The sequence below is a fragment of the Pantoea sp. RG18 genome (assembly GCF_025910075.1).
Classification (GTDB): Bacteria; Pseudomonadota; Gammaproteobacteria; order Enterobacterales; family Enterobacteriaceae; genus Pantoea; species Pantoea agglomerans.
This window is the reverse complement of sequence record NZ_JAPCIL010000014.1, coordinates 240,774-253,273: the sequence shown is the minus strand read 5'-3', so window position 1 is coordinate 253,273 and position 12,500 is coordinate 240,774. Positions and strand designations below refer to the sequence as shown.

The window sequence follows — 12,500 nt, the reverse complement described above, 5'->3', positions numbered from 1 at the left end:
TTACTCCTCCACTTTAACCATATAGGAAACCGCGTTAACCATACCGCGTACTGCAGGCGTGTCTTCACGCTCAACGGTGTGGCCAATACGACGCAGACCCAGGCCAACCAGAGTGGCTTTATGCTTAGGCAAGCGGCCGATTGAACTACGGGTTTGAGTGATTTTAATAGTCTTAGCCATCGTGATTACCCCAGAATTTCTTCAACGGATTTACCACGCTTAGCAGCGACCATTTCCGGAGATTTCATATTGCCCAGGCCGTCGATAGTTGCACGAACCACGTTAATCGGGTTAGTAGAACCATAGGCTTTTGCCAGTACGTTATGAACTCCAGCGACTTCCAGAACGGCGCGCATTGCACCACCGGCAATAATACCGGTACCTTCTGAAGCCGGCTGCATGAACACGCGGGAACCCGTGTGTGCACCTTTAACTGGGTGCTGCAGGGTGCCGTTGGTCAGCGCGACGTTAACCATGTTGCGACGGGCTTTCTCCATCGCTTTCTGGATCGCTGCTGGAACTTCACGCGCTTTACCGTAACCAAAACCTACGCGACCATTACCATCGCCTACCACAGTCAGTGCTGTGAAGGAGAAGATACGACCACCTTTAACAGTTTTAGAAACACGGTTTACCGCGATCAGTTTTTCCTGCAGTTCGCCAGCTTGTTTCTCGATGTGTGCCATCTTAGACCTCTACCTTAGAACTGAAGGCCAGCTTCACGGGCAGCATCTGCCAGTGCCTGGACGCGACCATGATATTGGAAACCGGAACGGTCGAAAGAAACACCAGTGATGCCTTTTTCGATTGCGCGTTCTGCGATAGCTTTACCTACTGCAGCTGCGGCTTCTTTATTACCGGTATACTTCAGTTGTTCAGTGATAGCTTTTTCTACAGTAGAAGCAGCGACCAGAACTTCGGAACCGTTCGGGGCGATTACCTGTGCGTAAATATGACGCGGGGTACGATGTACCACCAGGCGAGTAGCACCCAGCTCTTTGAGCTTGCGACGTGCACGGGTCGCACGACGGATACGAGCAGATTTCTTATCCATAGTGTTACCTTACTTCTTCTTAGCCTCTTTGGTACGCACGACTTCGTCGGCGTAACGGACACCCTTGCCTTTATAAGGCTCAGGACGACGGTAGGCGCGCAAGTCCGCTGCAACCTGACCAATCAGCTGTTTATCAGCGCCTTTCAGCACGATCTCAGTCTGAGTTGGACATTCTGCAGTGATACCCGCGGGCAGCTGGTGATCGACTGGATGAGAAAAGCCCAGAGACAGGTTAACCACGTCGCCTTTAACGGCTGCACGATAACCTACACCAACCAGCTGCAGCTTCTTAGTGAAGCCTTCGGTAACACCGATTACCATTGCGTTCAGCAGCGCGCGAGAAGTACCCGCCTGCGCCCAGCCGTCAACGAAACCTTCGCGCGGAGCGAAAGTCAGAGCGTTGTCAGCATGCTTAACTTCAACAGCATCATTGATAGTACGAGTCAGCTCGCCGTTTTTACCTTTAATCGAAATTACCTGACCGTTGAGTTTTACCTCTACGCCGGCAGGAACAACGACAGGTGCTTTAGCAACACGAGACATATGTATCCTCCGATTACGCTACGTAGCAGATAATTTCGCCACCAAGACCTGCCTGGCGCGCTGCACGATCAGTCATGACACCTTTAGATGTAGAAACTACAGCGATGCCCATACCAGCCATTACCTTTGGCAGCTCATCTTTTTTCTTATAGATGCGCAGACCAGGACGGCTTACTCGCTGAATGCTTTCTACAACAGCTTTGCCCTGGAAATACTTGAGAGTAAGTTCCAGTTCCAGCTTGATGTCGCCTTCGATTTTGAAATCTTCAATATATCCTTCTTCCTTCAGAACGTTGGCAATTGCCAATTTCAGCTTGGAGGAAGGCATGGTGACCGCAACTTTGTTTGCGGCCTGACCGTTACGGATACGGGTCAGCATATCCGCGATCGGATCTTGCATGCTCATCTGTGTTACTCCCGTGATTCAATTGGTGACAATTACCAGCTAGCCTTTTTCAGGCCCGGGATTTCACCGCGCATGGCGGCTTCGCGGACCTTGATACGGCTCAACCCAAACTTCCGCAGGAAACCGTGCGGACGACCTGTTTGACGGCAGCGGTTACGCTGACGCGAAGGGCTGGAATCACGCGGCAGACTCTGCAGCTTCAGAACAGCATCCCAACGATCTTCGTCGGAAGCGTTCACATCAGAGATGATCGCTTTCAGTTCAGCGCGTTTAGCGAAGAATTTGTCTGCTAATTTTGCACGCTTAACTTCGCGTGCTTTCATAGATTGCTTAGCCATTAAGTAACCCTACCTTACTTACGGAACGGGAAGTCAAAGGCAGCCAGCAGAGCACGGCCTTCATCATCAGATTTCGCAGTAGTGGTAATGGTGATATCCAAACCACGAACGCGATCGACTTTGTCGTAGTCGATTTCTGGGAAGATGATCTGCTCACGTACACCCATGCTGTAGTTGCCACGACCATCGAATGACTTAGCGGACAAGCCACGGAAGTCACGGATACGTGGAACAGCAATGGTGACCAGACGCTCAAAGAACTCCCACATGCGCTCGCCACGCAGAGTTACTTTACAGCCGATCGGATAGCCCTGACGGATTTTGAAGCCTGCAACTGATTTGCGTGCTTTGGTGACCAGCGGTTTTTGACCGGAGATTGCTGCCAGGTCAGCTGCTGCGTTATCCAGCAGTTTCTTGTCAGCGATCGCTTCACCAACACCCATGTTCAGGGTGATCTTCTCGACCCGAGGGACTTGCATGACAGAATTGTAGCCAAACTCTGTCATGAGTTTCTGGACTACTTCGTCTTTGTAGTAATCATGCAGTTTCGCCATCGTACTACTCCAAATTACTTGATAGTTTCGCTGTTAGACTTGAAGAAACGGACTTTTTTGCCGTCTTCGAATCTAAAGCCTACACGGTCAGCCTTACCAGTTGCCGCGTTGAACAGTGCAACGTTAGAAACCTGAATAGCAGCTTCTTTTTCAACGATGCCACCTGGTTGGTTCAGAGCCGGAACCGGCTTCTGATGTTTCTTCACCAGGTTGATACCTTCAACGATGACCTTACCAGAAGACAGGACATTCTTAACTTTACCGCGCTTACCTTTATCTTTACCGGTTAACACGATAACTTCGTCGTTACGACGGATTTTAGCTGCCATTGTTCGCTCCTTAGAGTACTTCTGGTGCCAGAGAGATAATTTTCATGAACTTTTCAGTACGAAGTTCACGAGTTACCGGCCCAAAAATACGCGTACCGATAGGCTGCTCACTGTTATTGTTCAGAATAACGCATGCATTACCATCGAAGCGAATGACAGAACCGTCCGGGCGACGAACACCCTTCCTGGTGCGCACCACTACCGCCTTCAGGACATCACCTTTTTTGACTTTACCACGCGGAATTGCTTCCTTGATGGTAACTTTGATGATGTCACCGACGCCTGCGTAGCGACGGTGCGAGCCACCCAGAACCTTGATACACATTACGCGACGTGCACCGGAGTTGTCGGCGACGTTCAGCATAGTCTGTTCTTGGATCATTTTAGTGCTCCGCTAATGTCAACTACTACTTCGGGACCTAAACCTCAGGTCGTTAGAAAGCCCCATAATTGAGGGCGCGGCATTGTAACACCGGTTCTCACAGATGGGTAGAAAAAATAAACGGCTCTCAATCGAGCCGCTGATTTCCCCTGATGACAGGGAGGGCGTATTCTAGGGAATAGTGCGAACAGTAGCAAATGTAATCTGCCTTATTTTTCGTCGCCTCCCAAATAAAGTGCCCTTCTGACTCAACCAGCCAGTTTCCTGGCCAGTTGGTTATGCTGACGCAACACGGCTGGCAGTTCAATTCCGGCCACTTGTCCGTCCCGTATCCGGACTTTTCCGTTAATGATGCTATAGGCAACCTGTCCCGGATTACAGAACACCAGGGCGGCGACAGGATCGTGCCCTGCCCCGGCAAGTCCAATTCGATTCAGGTCAAAAATGGCCAGATCGGCCATCATGCCCGGCGCAATGGTGCCCACATCATCGCGGTTTAGCACCTTTGCTCCACCCAGCGTCGCCAGTTCCAGTGCCTGACGTGCCGTCATCGCATTCGGGCCGAAGCCAACGCGTTGCAGCAGCATCGCCTGACGAACCTCGGCCATCATGTCTGAGCTGTCATTGGAGGCTGAGCCATCCACACCCATACCCACGTGTACGCCGGCATCACACATATGGCGTATCGGCGCAATACCGGAACCGAGACGCATGTTCGAGCAGGGACAATGCGCGACGCCGGTACCGGTACGTGCAAAGAGTTCTATGCCATGCTGATCCAGTTTGACGCAGTGTGCATGCCAGACATCCGGTCCTACCCAGCCGAGGTCTTCAACATACTGTGCTGGCGTCATATTGAATTTTTCACGGCTATAACGGATATCGCTGTCGTTCTCCGCCAGATGGGTATGCATAGAGACATTGAAGCTGCGTGCCATCGCTGCGGATTGCTTCATCAGCTCACGGCTGACTGAAAACGGCGAACATGGCGCAACCACGATGCGTAACATCGAACCGTGGCTGTCATCATGGTAGCGCTCAATCACACGCTGCGTATCTTTAAGAATGGCGGCTTCATCCTCTACCAGTGCATCGGGTGGTAAGCCACCCAGGGACTTACCGACGCTCATGCTGCCCCGGCTCGCATGGAAACGCATGCCCATTAAGGCTGCAGCCTCAATACTGTCGTCAAGCTTACAGCCATTCGGGTAGACGTAGAGATGGTCACTGGTGGTGGTGCAGCCGGAGAGCATTAACTCGGCCATGGAGATCTGTGTTGAGATATGAATCATCTCAGGCGTCAGATTCTGCCACAGTGGATAGAGGTGGGTCAGCCAGTTAAAGAGCTCGCCGTTTTGCACTGCAGGAATAGCGCGGGTCAGGCTCTGATACATGTGGTGATGCGTATTGATCAGGCCAGGGATGACAATGTGTCCTCGCAGATCGATGATCTCATCCGCGCTATCAGGTAACGAGCGTGCTTCCCCGACTGCAACGATCTTATTTCCTTTTATCAGAATAGAGGCGTTACCTATTTCCCGACGGTCAGCATCCATGCAGACCACACATTCAGCATTCTTCAGTAACAGAGTTCGTTCCATGCTATTGCCTGTGGGTAGTGGTTGTGTGTTACCCGATAATAGCGGCAAGCTTTTGGCAGAGCTAATCGCAGGTAACGCAGCTAACAGTGGCAATTTTAACAGTGACCGGCGTAAGCGGTCATGACTCTCCATTTTCACGGCACATTTCCTTGTACAGTTATGATAACCCCGGCGTTTATAGCCTGGCGTTTTCAGGCCACCTCGCCTGAAGAGAGGCAGCTTAATCCCTGCAAATCCCTGAATTTGTGAGCACCATCAAATCCGTATTGCCACGGGCACAAATGGATCAAGCCCGAATCGCAGGCAAAAAAAAACCCCCTGCCGAAGCAGAGGGTTTCCTCAGAAAAAACGATTCTTATTACAGAACAGCTTTCTCGATTACGCGAACCAGGGTCCAGGATTTAGTCTTGGACAGTGGACGGCATTCGCGGATTTCTACCACGTCACCAATTCCACATTCATTGTTCTCGTCATGGATGTGCAGCTTGGTCGTACGTTTAATGAATTTGCCGTAGATCGGGTGTTTCACGAAACGTTCGATAGCAACAACTGCAGATTTCTGCATTTTGTCACTTACTACACGACCCTGCAGAGTACGGATTTTATCGGTCATTACGAACCCGCCTTCTCAGTCAGTAAAGTCTTAACGCGTGCAACATCACGGCGAACCTGTTTCAGCAGATGAGTCTGCTGCAGTTGGCCAGATGCTGCCTGCATGCGCAGGTTAAATTGCTCACGCAGCAGATTAAGCAGCTCAGTGTTCAGCTCTTCAACGCTTTTTTCACGCAGCTCAGTTGCTTTCATTACATCACCGTCTTAGTTACAAAGGTGGTTTTGATAGGCAGTTTTGCTGCTGCCAGCTTGAATGCTTCACGGGCCAGCTCTTCTGGTACGCCGTCCATTTCATACAGGACTTTACCAGGCTGGATCAGGGCAACCCAATACTCTACGTTACCCTTACCTTTACCCATACGCACTTCCAGCGGCTTCTCGGTGATCGGTTTGTCCGGGAATACTCGGATCCAGATCTTACCTTGACGCTTAACTGCACGGGTCATAGCACGACGTGCTGCTTCGATCTGACGAGCAGTCAGACGACCACGGCCAACAGCTTTCAGACCGAAAGTACCGAAGCTGACATCCGTACCCGCAGCCAGACCGCGGTTACGGCCTTTGTGCACTTTACGGAATTTCGTACGCTTTGGTTGTAACATCAGCGACTCTCCTTACTTACGGCCTTTACGCTGCTGCTTTTTAGGTTGAGCAGCCGGTTCCGGTTGTTCAACAGCAGCCATACCACCCAGGATCTCACCTTTGAAGATCCATACCTTAACGCCGATTACACCATAAGTGGTGTGCGCTTCAGAGGTGTTGTAGTCAATGTCAGCACGCAGTGTGTGCAATGGCACGCGACCTTCACGATACCATTCGGTACGTGCGATCTCGGCGCCACCCAGACGGCCGCTAACTTCGACTTTAATACCCTTCGCGCCAAGACGCATGGCGTTCTGAACTGCACGCTTCATAGCACGACGGAACATCACACGACGCTCCAGCTGTGAAGTGATGCTGTCAGCTACCAGTTTCGCGTCCAGTTCCGGCTTGCGGACTTCGGCGATATTAATCTGTGCAGGAACGCCAGCGATATTCGCGACGACCGTGCGCAGTTTTTCTACATCTTCGCCTTTCTTACCGATAACGATGCCCGGACGAGCGGTGTGAATAGTCACACGGATGCTCTTCGCTGGACGCTCGATAACGATACGAGAGACAGATGCTTTAGCCAGTTCTTTAGTCAAAAACTGACGTACTTTAAAATCGCTGTCCAGGTTGTCAGCGAATTCTTTGGTGTTCGCAAACCAGGTAGAGTTCCATGGTTTTACAATACCCAGGCGAATACCATTAGGATGTACTTTCTGACCCATTGCTAGTCTCCAGAGTCTCAGCGATCGGACACAACCACAGTAATGTGGCTGGTGCGCTTCAGGATGCGATCTGCACGACCTTTGGCACGCGGCATAATGCGTTTCATGGTCGGACCTTCATCAACGAAAATTTTCGTGATTTTCAGATCGTCGATATCAGCGCCATCGTTGTGTTCGGCGTTAGCAATGGCAGATTCCAGAACTTTTTTGACCAGTACAGCCGCTTTCTTATTGGTGTAGGTCAAAATGTCCAGTGCCTGCGACACTTTCTTACCGCGAATCAGGTCAGCAACAAGGCGAACCTTCTGAGCAGAAGAACGAGCGTGGCGATGTTGAGCTAAAGTTTCCATCTCTTCCTCCTACTTATTTCTTCTTGGCTTTTTTATCAGCCGCGTGACCGCGATAAGTACGTGTCGGCGCGAATTCACCCAGTTTGTGACCAACCATTTCGTCGGAAACAAAGACAGGAACGTGCTGACGACCATTATGGACAGCGATGGTCAAACCGATCATGTTAGGAAAGATCGTTGAACGACGGGACCAAGTGCGCAAAGGCTTCTTGTCACCGCTTTCCACCGCTTTCTCTACCTTCTTCAGCAAGTGCAGGTCAATAAAAGGACCTTTCTTGAGAGAACGTGGCATGGCTTATCCTCTAATATTATTTGCTACGGCGACGTACGATAAACTTATCGGTACGCTTGTTGCTACGGGTCTTCTTACCTTTGGTCTGAACGCCCCACGGAGTTACCGGGTGCTTACCAAAGTTACGACCTTCACCACCACCGTGCGGGTGATCAACTGGGTTCATCGCGGTACCACGAACGGTAGGACGAACACCACGCCAACGGGCTGCACCAGCTTTACCCAGAACGCGCAGCATATGCTCAGCGTTGCCGACTTCGCCCAGTGTTGCGCGGCAGTCAGACTCGACTTTACGCATTTCACCTGAACGCAGACGCAGGGTAACGTAAGAACCTTCACGCGCAACGATCTGCACGTAAGCACCGGCTGAGCGAGCAATCTGACCGCCTTTGCCTGGTTTCATTTCTACGTTATGCACGGTTGAACCCACCGGGATGTTACGCATCGGCAGAGTGTTACCTGCTTTAATCGCAGCATCAACGCCAGATTGGATCTGGTCGCCGGCTTTCAGGCCTTTAGGGGCCAGGATGTAACGGCGCTCGCCGTCTTTGTACAGAACCAGTGCGATGTTCGCAGAGCGGTTCGGATCGTACTCAAGACGTTCAACAACTGCCGGGATACCGTCTTTGTTGCGTTTGAAGTCAACAATACGATAAGCCTGCTTGTGACCACCACCGATATGACGGGTAGTGATACGACCATTGTTGTTACGGCCACCGGATTTGCTGTTTTTTTCTACCAGCGGGGCAAATGGTTTGCCCTTGTGCAGCTCCGCGTTTACCACTTTAACTACATGGCGACGACCCGGAGATGTCGGTTTACATTTAACAACTGCCATTGTCTTTCTCCTCCGACTTACTCAGCGCCGCCAGCGAAGTCCAGATTCTGGCCTTCTTTCAGGGTGACGTAAGCTTTTTTCCAGTCGCTACGACGACCGATACGCTGTCCTTGACGCTTAACTTTGCCCTTAACTACCAGGGTGTTTACGTCTTTAACTTCTACTTCGAACAGTTTCTCAACAGCAGCAACGATCTCTGCTTTGGTCGCGTCATTAGCAACTTTGAGAACGATGGTATTGGTTTTTTCCATCGCGCTAGATGCTTTTTCAGATACGTGCGGCGCGCGCAGTACTTTCAGCAGACGTTCTTCACGGATCATGCCAGCATCTCCTCAACTTGCTTAACTGCATCAGCAGTCATAACGACTTTGTCGAAGGCGATCAGGCTAACTGGGTCGATACCGGATGCATCACGTACGTCAACCTTGTACAGGTTGCGCGCAGCCAGGAACAGATTCTCATCCAGTTCACCGGTGATGATCAGCACGTCTTCCAGAGCCATGTCTTTCAGTTTCTGTACCAGCAGCTTGGTTTTCGGTGCTTCTACAGCAAATGATTCGACAACGATCAGACGATCTTGACGTACCAGTTCGGACAGGATGCTTTTCAGCGCGCCGCGGTACATCTTTTTGTTAACTTTTTGACTGTGGTCCTGCGGCTTCGCAGCAAAGGTCACACCACCTGAACGCCAGATTGGGCTCTTTACAGAACCTGCACGCGCACGGCCGGTGCCTTTTTGACGCCATGGCTTTTTGCCTGAACCGGTTACTTCGGCGCGAGTTTTCTGCGCGCGAGTACCCTGGCGGGCGCCAGATGCGTAAGCAACAACAACCTGGTGAACCAGCGCTTCGTTGAAATCACGACCGAAGGTAGTTTCGGAAACAGTCAGCGCGCTCTGCGCGTCTTTCAATACTAATTCCATTGCTATCCCCTTACGCCTTCACAGCTGGTTTAACGATCAGGTCGCTACCGGTAGCACCGGGAACTGCACCTTTAACCAGCAGCAGGTTGCGCTCAGCGTCAACACGTACTACGTCCAGACTCTGAACGGTTACGCGCTCATTACCCAGCTGACCTGCCATTTTCTTGCCTTTGAACACTTTGCCCGGAGTCTGGTTCTGACCGATAGAACCCGGAACGCGGTGAGACAAGGAGTTACCGTGAGTAGCGTCCTGGGTACGGAAGTTCCAGCGCTTAACGGTACCGGCGAAACCTTTACCTTTAGAGGTACCGGTTACGTCAACTTTCTTAACTTCAGCGAAAATCTCAACGCTGATGCTCTGACCTACAGAGTATTCTTCACCTTCAGCGGTGCGGAATTCCCACAGGCCACGGCCAGCTTCAACGCCAGCTTTAGCAAAATGACCAGCTTCAGGTTTGGTCACACGGTTTGCTTTTTTAGCACCGGTGGTAACCTGAATTGCCTGGTAACCATCGTTTTCCAGGCCTTTGACCTGAGTAACGCGGTTCGCTTCAACTTCGATTACGGTGACGGGGATAGAAACGCCATCTTCAGTGAAGATGCGGGTCATGCCCACTTTTTTACCGACTAAACCAATCATTGTTTCAACCTCTCAATCGCTCGATGACCTGATTAACCCAGGCTGATCTGCACGTCAACACCGGCAGCCAGATCCAGACGCATCAGAGCATCAACGGTTTTTTCAGTTGGCTCAACGATGTCTACCAGACGCTTGTGAGTGCGGATTTCGTACTGATCACGCGCATCTTTGTTAACGTGCGGAGAGATCAGAACAGTAAAACGCTCTTTGCGGGTTGGCAGCGGGATTGGACCACGAACCTGCGCACCAGTGCGCTTGGCGGTCTCAACGATTTCCGCGGTTGATTGATCGATCAGACGATGATCAAACGCTTTAAGACGGATACGGATTCTTTGGTTCTGCATGAGACCAGAGCTCCAAACTTTTTATAGACGAAAAAAATTACTACTCGAGCCCATTACGATTGATGGGAGAGTGTAATCGTTCAGCATATAACTCCCCAATTGGGAGTATTGTCAGGCGGCCTAAATTTCAGCCGTCTGCGATTCTGCTCGAATCGCGCCTGCAATATCTGCAGGCCCGCGCATTATACGTAAATCTGTTCAGGAAGCAACCCGTGTTGAGGTTTTACCCATTAAATTGTGGCCGGTTCGTGAAGCGTGCGTCGCATTGCACTGCCGTATCGCTGATAAATCAGTTATTCAGTTGTGACTCTGTTTCCGCCCTTCTTCATTCATAGGTGACACAGAACCCGTTGCCCTCGAGAGTGCATCTAACCTTTCGTCCGGAGCATAATCATGTCGCCCACTCTGATAACTCACATTGCTGCACTCGCAGGCGGAGGTGCACTGGGAAGCTTTCTTTCGCTGACCAGCCAGCGCTTCACCCCCGCCCTATCACCCGCTAAATGGTTTGCCCTACTCTGCTTTCCGGGTTCGCACTGTAATCATTGCCAGCAGCGCCTGCTGTGGCGAGATGCGCTGCCGTTAATAAGCTGGCCTGGCTTAAAAGGACGGTGTCGCTTCTGTCATCGCGCGTTCGGCGCAGAAAGCGTTGTCATTGAATGGCTGTTTGCCCTTCTGTGCCTGCTGGTGCTGCAGAGTTTTGACCACTCTGCGGAGGCTATTTTTATTATTACGGCCTCCGGCCTCTTGCTGCTCGTGGCTGCCATCGATCGCCGCCACTTCTGTATACCTGATCCGCTCAATTATCTGCTGCTCTGGTCCGGATTACTTCATGCCACGCTGTCCGGAACCGAAACAACGGCGATATGGGGTGTTGTGGCGGGCTACTGTGCGTTGTGGCTGCTCGCCTGGAGCTATCGGCAGATGCGGGGGTACGAGGGATTAGGTTATGGCGATATCAAGCTCTTCGCAGCGTTAGGTGCCTGCTGTGGCTGGCAGGCATTACCCTGGATTGCGTTGGGTGCCACCGTTATGGCGCTGACGTCGATCGTGATGCTGCAATTGCGGGGTTTTATTCAGGGGGACAGCCCGCTGCCGTTTGGCCCTTTCCTGGCCATTGCGGGCTGGGTAGCGATAGTACTGCAGACCCGATTCACTCTTGTTTGATTTGAGCCTGCAGATAGTTCTGGATGCCCATCTTCTGGATTAACTCAAGTTCCGTCTCAATCCAGTCGATGTGATGTTCCTCATCAGCCAGGATTTCAATCATCATGTCACGGCTGACATAGTCATGCACTTTGTCAGCATAGGAGATAGCTTCACGTAGGTCTTTCGCGCCCTCCAGCTCCAGATTCAGGTCTGAACTCAGCATCTCTTCAACATCTTCACCGATACGGAGCCGTCCCAGATCCTGAAGATTTGGGATCCCTTCAAGGAAAAGAATACGCTCAATATATTTATCGGCATGTTTCATCTCATCGATTGATTCATGGTATTCCACATCATTGAGGCGCGTCAGACCCCAGTTTTTGAACATGCGCGCATGAAGAAAGTACTGATTGATAGCAACCAGTTCATTTCCAAGCAGTTTGTTGAGATGACTGATAACTTTGATATCGCCCTTCATTGTTAACCCTCCGCGTCTGGTTTATTAGAGCGTAGATGCGGTTAAAAAGAAGTCAAAAAAACGCGACAGATATTGTGGGTATTCACGCACCGATCGTCGGTCAGGCTATCTCTTTGTAGAGTGGTGCATGCTGCATCTCTTCATCCATAATTTCACGCGCAGCACGAATACATTTGCCGCATTGCTTGCCGACCGGCACAAGCTGGCGCAGTTGCTGAATAGATTTGGGCTGATAGCGACGTACGACTTCACGAAGGGTTTTATCACTGATGGCATTACACAGGCAGACGTACATTGATTCATCACTCGGGTACATTTTCTGTACACAGTGTAAATGCGAATAGTTTTTATTTCA

General features: G+C 51.0%; 24 protein-coding genes. 1 reads left to right on the top strand and 23 read right to left on the bottom strand.

The features are described 5' to 3' along the window. The 21 genes from rpmD to rpsJ form a co-directional block, all read right to left on the bottom strand. Positions 1 to 180, bottom strand: a complete 180-nt coding sequence (rpmD, locus tag OK409_RS16175) for a 50S ribosomal protein L30 (RefSeq protein ID WP_003850166.1) — start codon at positions 178 to 180, stop codon at positions 1 to 3. Between the two features lie 5 nt (positions 181 to 185). Next, positions 186 to 686, bottom strand: coding sequence for a 30S ribosomal protein S5 (gene rpsE, locus OK409_RS16170; RefSeq protein ID WP_003850164.1), 501 nt, complete (start codon positions 684 to 686; stop codon positions 186 to 188). A 14-nt stretch (positions 687 to 700) separates the two neighbouring features. Beyond that, complete coding sequence (gene rplR, locus OK409_RS16165) at positions 701 to 1,054, bottom strand: 50S ribosomal protein L18 (RefSeq protein ID WP_003850163.1); 354 nt, start codon at positions 1,052 to 1,054, stop codon at positions 701 to 703. A 9-nt stretch (positions 1,055 to 1,063) separates the two neighbouring features. Next, a complete protein-coding gene (rplF, locus tag OK409_RS16160) occupies positions 1,064 to 1,597 on the bottom strand; it encodes a 50S ribosomal protein L6 (protein ID WP_003850161.1) in 534 nt (177 codons plus the stop codon). Between the two features lie 13 nt (positions 1,598 to 1,610). Next, positions 1,611 to 2,003, bottom strand: coding sequence for a 30S ribosomal protein S8 (rpsH, locus tag OK409_RS16155; protein ID WP_003850158.1), 393 nt, complete (start codon positions 2,001 to 2,003; stop codon positions 1,611 to 1,613). Between the two features lie 32 nt (positions 2,004 to 2,035). Then, positions 2,036 to 2,341, bottom strand: a complete 306-nt coding sequence (gene rpsN, locus OK409_RS16150; protein WP_008927132.1) for a 30S ribosomal protein S14 — start codon at positions 2,339 to 2,341, stop codon at positions 2,036 to 2,038. Positions 2,342 to 2,355: 14 nt separating this feature from the next. Beyond that, positions 2,356 to 2,895, bottom strand: a complete 540-nt coding sequence (gene rplE, locus OK409_RS16145; RefSeq protein WP_003850155.1) for a 50S ribosomal protein L5 — start codon at positions 2,893 to 2,895, stop codon at positions 2,356 to 2,358. Positions 2,896 to 2,909: 14 nt separating this feature from the next. After that, the gene (gene rplX / locus OK409_RS16140) at positions 2,910 to 3,224 is read right to left on the bottom strand and encodes a 50S ribosomal protein L24 (RefSeq protein ID WP_003850150.1); all 315 of its coding nucleotides are present in this window, start codon (positions 3,222 to 3,224) and stop codon (positions 2,910 to 2,912) included. Positions 3,225 to 3,234: 10 nt separating this feature from the next. After that, on the bottom strand, positions 3,235 to 3,606 hold the full coding sequence (rplN, locus tag OK409_RS16135; RefSeq protein WP_006120590.1) for a 50S ribosomal protein L14: 372 nt from the start codon (positions 3,604 to 3,606) through the stop codon (positions 3,235 to 3,237). A gap of 248 nt (positions 3,607 to 3,854) precedes the next feature. Next, complete coding sequence (locus tag OK409_RS16130; RefSeq protein ID WP_052272165.1) at positions 3,855 to 5,207, bottom strand: 8-oxoguanine deaminase; 1,353 nt, start codon at positions 5,205 to 5,207, stop codon at positions 3,855 to 3,857. Between the two features lie 358 nt (positions 5,208 to 5,565). Then, entirely contained in the window at positions 5,566 to 5,820 is a 255-nt protein-coding gene (gene rpsQ / locus OK409_RS16125) for a 30S ribosomal protein S17 (protein WP_003850147.1), read from the bottom strand. Beyond that, a complete protein-coding gene (gene rpmC, locus OK409_RS16120; RefSeq protein WP_003850146.1) occupies positions 5,820 to 6,011 on the bottom strand; it encodes a 50S ribosomal protein L29 in 192 nt (63 codons plus the stop codon). Before rpmC ends, rpsQ begins: the two co-directional genes overlap by 1 nt. Further along, positions 6,011 to 6,421: a 50S ribosomal protein L16 gene (gene rplP / locus OK409_RS16115; RefSeq protein WP_008927134.1), complete on the bottom strand. Its 411-nt coding sequence runs from the start codon at positions 6,419 to 6,421 to the stop codon at positions 6,011 to 6,013. Before rplP ends, rpmC begins: the two co-directional genes overlap by 1 nt. A gap of 12 nt (positions 6,422 to 6,433) precedes the next feature. Beyond that, positions 6,434 to 7,132, bottom strand: coding sequence for a 30S ribosomal protein S3 (gene rpsC / locus OK409_RS16110; RefSeq protein ID WP_009087585.1), 699 nt, complete (start codon positions 7,130 to 7,132; stop codon positions 6,434 to 6,436). 17 nt (positions 7,133 to 7,149) lie between these two features. Continuing rightward, complete coding sequence (gene rplV, locus OK409_RS16105; RefSeq protein ID WP_008927136.1) at positions 7,150 to 7,482, bottom strand: 50S ribosomal protein L22; 333 nt, start codon at positions 7,480 to 7,482, stop codon at positions 7,150 to 7,152. A gap of 13 nt (positions 7,483 to 7,495) precedes the next feature. Beyond that, positions 7,496 to 7,774 carry a 30S ribosomal protein S19 gene (rpsS, locus tag OK409_RS16100; protein WP_001138115.1) on the bottom strand — a complete coding sequence of 93 codons (279 nt, stop codon included), beginning with the start codon at positions 7,772 to 7,774 and terminating at the stop codon, positions 7,496 to 7,498. 16 nt (positions 7,775 to 7,790) lie between these two features. Beyond that, positions 7,791 to 8,612, bottom strand: a complete 822-nt coding sequence (gene rplB, locus OK409_RS16095) for a 50S ribosomal protein L2 (protein ID WP_008927137.1) — start codon at positions 8,610 to 8,612, stop codon at positions 7,791 to 7,793. A 17-nt stretch (positions 8,613 to 8,629) separates the two neighbouring features. Beyond that, positions 8,630 to 8,932 (bottom strand): 50S ribosomal protein L23, encoded by a 303-nt coding sequence (rplW, locus tag OK409_RS16090; protein ID WP_003850708.1) that lies wholly within the window; start codon positions 8,930 to 8,932, stop codon positions 8,630 to 8,632. Next, positions 8,929 to 9,534, bottom strand: coding sequence for a 50S ribosomal protein L4 (gene rplD / locus OK409_RS16085; RefSeq protein ID WP_003850711.1), 606 nt, complete (start codon positions 9,532 to 9,534; stop codon positions 8,929 to 8,931). The genes rplW and rplD overlap by 4 nt, the downstream gene beginning before the upstream one ends. A 10-nt stretch (positions 9,535 to 9,544) precedes the next feature. After that, the gene (rplC, locus tag OK409_RS16080; protein WP_003850712.1) at positions 9,545 to 10,174 is read right to left on the bottom strand and encodes a 50S ribosomal protein L3; all 630 of its coding nucleotides are present in this window, start codon (positions 10,172 to 10,174) and stop codon (positions 9,545 to 9,547) included. 32 nt (positions 10,175 to 10,206) lie between these two features. Then, positions 10,207 to 10,518 (bottom strand): 30S ribosomal protein S10, encoded by a 312-nt coding sequence (rpsJ, locus tag OK409_RS16075; RefSeq protein ID WP_001181005.1) that lies wholly within the window; start codon positions 10,516 to 10,518, stop codon positions 10,207 to 10,209. Between the two features lie 393 nt (positions 10,519 to 10,911). Here rpsJ and OK409_RS16070 point away from each other — a divergent pair, with 393 nt between their 5' ends. Further along, entirely contained in the window at positions 10,912 to 11,685 is a 774-nt protein-coding gene (locus tag OK409_RS16070) for a prepilin peptidase (RefSeq protein ID WP_264367225.1), read from the top strand. On the opposite strand, the gene bfr is transcribed toward OK409_RS16070, so the two are convergent. After that, positions 11,672 to 12,145 (bottom strand): bacterioferritin, encoded by a 474-nt coding sequence (gene bfr, locus OK409_RS16065; protein WP_010253012.1) that lies wholly within the window; start codon positions 12,143 to 12,145, stop codon positions 11,672 to 11,674. The genes OK409_RS16070 and bfr overlap by 14 nt on opposite strands. A 100-nt stretch (positions 12,146 to 12,245) precedes the next feature. Further along, complete coding sequence (gene bfd / locus OK409_RS16060; protein ID WP_010671585.1) at positions 12,246 to 12,440, bottom strand: bacterioferritin-associated ferredoxin; 195 nt, start codon at positions 12,438 to 12,440, stop codon at positions 12,246 to 12,248. Positions 12,441 to 12,500: the final 60 nt, after the last annotated feature.

What these genes read in the sequence shown, in the direction of transcription:
- rpsJ (WP_001181005.1), bottom strand. Translation starts at nt 10,518, where the DNA reads ATGCAGAACCAAAGAATCCGTATCCGTCTTAAAGCGTTTGATCATCGT.
- rplR (WP_003850163.1), bottom strand. Translation starts at nt 1,054, where the DNA reads ATGGATAAGAAATCTGCTCGTATCCGTCGTGCGACCCGTGCACGTCGC.
- rpsE (WP_003850164.1), bottom strand. Translation starts at nt 686, where the DNA reads ATGGCACACATCGAGAAACAAGCTGGCGAACTGCAGGAAAAACTGATC.
- rpmD (WP_003850166.1), bottom strand. Translation starts at nt 180, where the DNA reads ATGGCTAAGACTATTAAAATCACTCAAACCCGTAGTTCAATCGGCCGC.
- rplD (WP_003850711.1), bottom strand. Translation starts at nt 9,534, where the DNA reads ATGGAATTAGTATTGAAAGACGCGCAGAGCGCGCTGACTGTTTCCGAA.
- rpmC (WP_003850146.1), bottom strand. Translation starts at nt 6,011, where the DNA reads ATGAAAGCAACTGAGCTGCGTGAAAAAAGCGTTGAAGAGCTGAACACT.
- rpsQ (WP_003850147.1), bottom strand. Translation starts at nt 5,820, where the DNA reads ATGACCGATAAAATCCGTACTCTGCAGGGTCGTGTAGTAAGTGACAAA.
- rplF (WP_003850161.1), bottom strand. Translation starts at nt 1,597, where the DNA reads ATGTCTCGTGTTGCTAAAGCACCTGTCGTTGTTCCTGCCGGCGTAGAG.
- rpsH (WP_003850158.1), bottom strand. Translation starts at nt 2,003, where the DNA reads ATGAGCATGCAAGATCCGATCGCGGATATGCTGACCCGTATCCGTAAC.
- rplX (WP_003850150.1), bottom strand. Translation starts at nt 3,224, where the DNA reads ATGGCAGCTAAAATCCGTCGTAACGACGAAGTTATCGTGTTAACCGGT.
- rplE (WP_003850155.1), bottom strand. Translation starts at nt 2,895, where the DNA reads ATGGCGAAACTGCATGATTACTACAAAGACGAAGTAGTCCAGAAACTC.
- bfd (WP_010671585.1), bottom strand. Translation starts at nt 12,440, where the DNA reads ATGTACGTCTGCCTGTGTAATGCCATCAGTGATAAAACCCTTCGTGAA.
- bfr (WP_010253012.1), bottom strand. Translation starts at nt 12,145, where the DNA reads ATGAAGGGCGATATCAAAGTTATCAGTCATCTCAACAAACTGCTTGGA.
- OK409_RS16130 (WP_052272165.1), bottom strand. Translation starts at nt 5,207, where the DNA reads ATGGAACGAACTCTGTTACTGAAGAATGCTGAATGTGTGGTCTGCATG.
- rpsS (WP_001138115.1), bottom strand. Translation starts at nt 7,774, where the DNA reads ATGCCACGTTCTCTCAAGAAAGGTCCTTTTATTGACCTGCACTTGCTG.
- rplP (WP_008927134.1), bottom strand. Translation starts at nt 6,421, where the DNA reads ATGTTACAACCAAAGCGTACGAAATTCCGTAAAGTGCACAAAGGCCGT.
- rpsC (WP_009087585.1), bottom strand. Translation starts at nt 7,132, where the DNA reads ATGGGTCAGAAAGTACATCCTAATGGTATTCGCCTGGGTATTGTAAAA.
- rplC (WP_003850712.1), bottom strand. Translation starts at nt 10,174, where the DNA reads ATGATTGGTTTAGTCGGTAAAAAAGTGGGCATGACCCGCATCTTCACT.
- rplB (WP_008927137.1), bottom strand. Translation starts at nt 8,612, where the DNA reads ATGGCAGTTGTTAAATGTAAACCGACATCTCCGGGTCGTCGCCATGTA.
- OK409_RS16070 (WP_264367225.1), top strand. Translation starts at nt 10,912, where the DNA reads ATGTCGCCCACTCTGATAACTCACATTGCTGCACTCGCAGGCGGAGGT.
- rplV (WP_008927136.1), bottom strand. Translation starts at nt 7,482, where the DNA reads ATGGAAACTTTAGCTCAACATCGCCACGCTCGTTCTTCTGCTCAGAAG.
- rpsN (WP_008927132.1), bottom strand. Translation starts at nt 2,341, where the DNA reads ATGGCTAAGCAATCTATGAAAGCACGCGAAGTTAAGCGTGCAAAATTA.
- rplN (WP_006120590.1), bottom strand. Translation starts at nt 3,606, where the DNA reads ATGATCCAAGAACAGACTATGCTGAACGTCGCCGACAACTCCGGTGCA.
- rplW (WP_003850708.1), bottom strand. Translation starts at nt 8,932, where the DNA reads ATGATCCGTGAAGAACGTCTGCTGAAAGTACTGCGCGCGCCGCACGTA.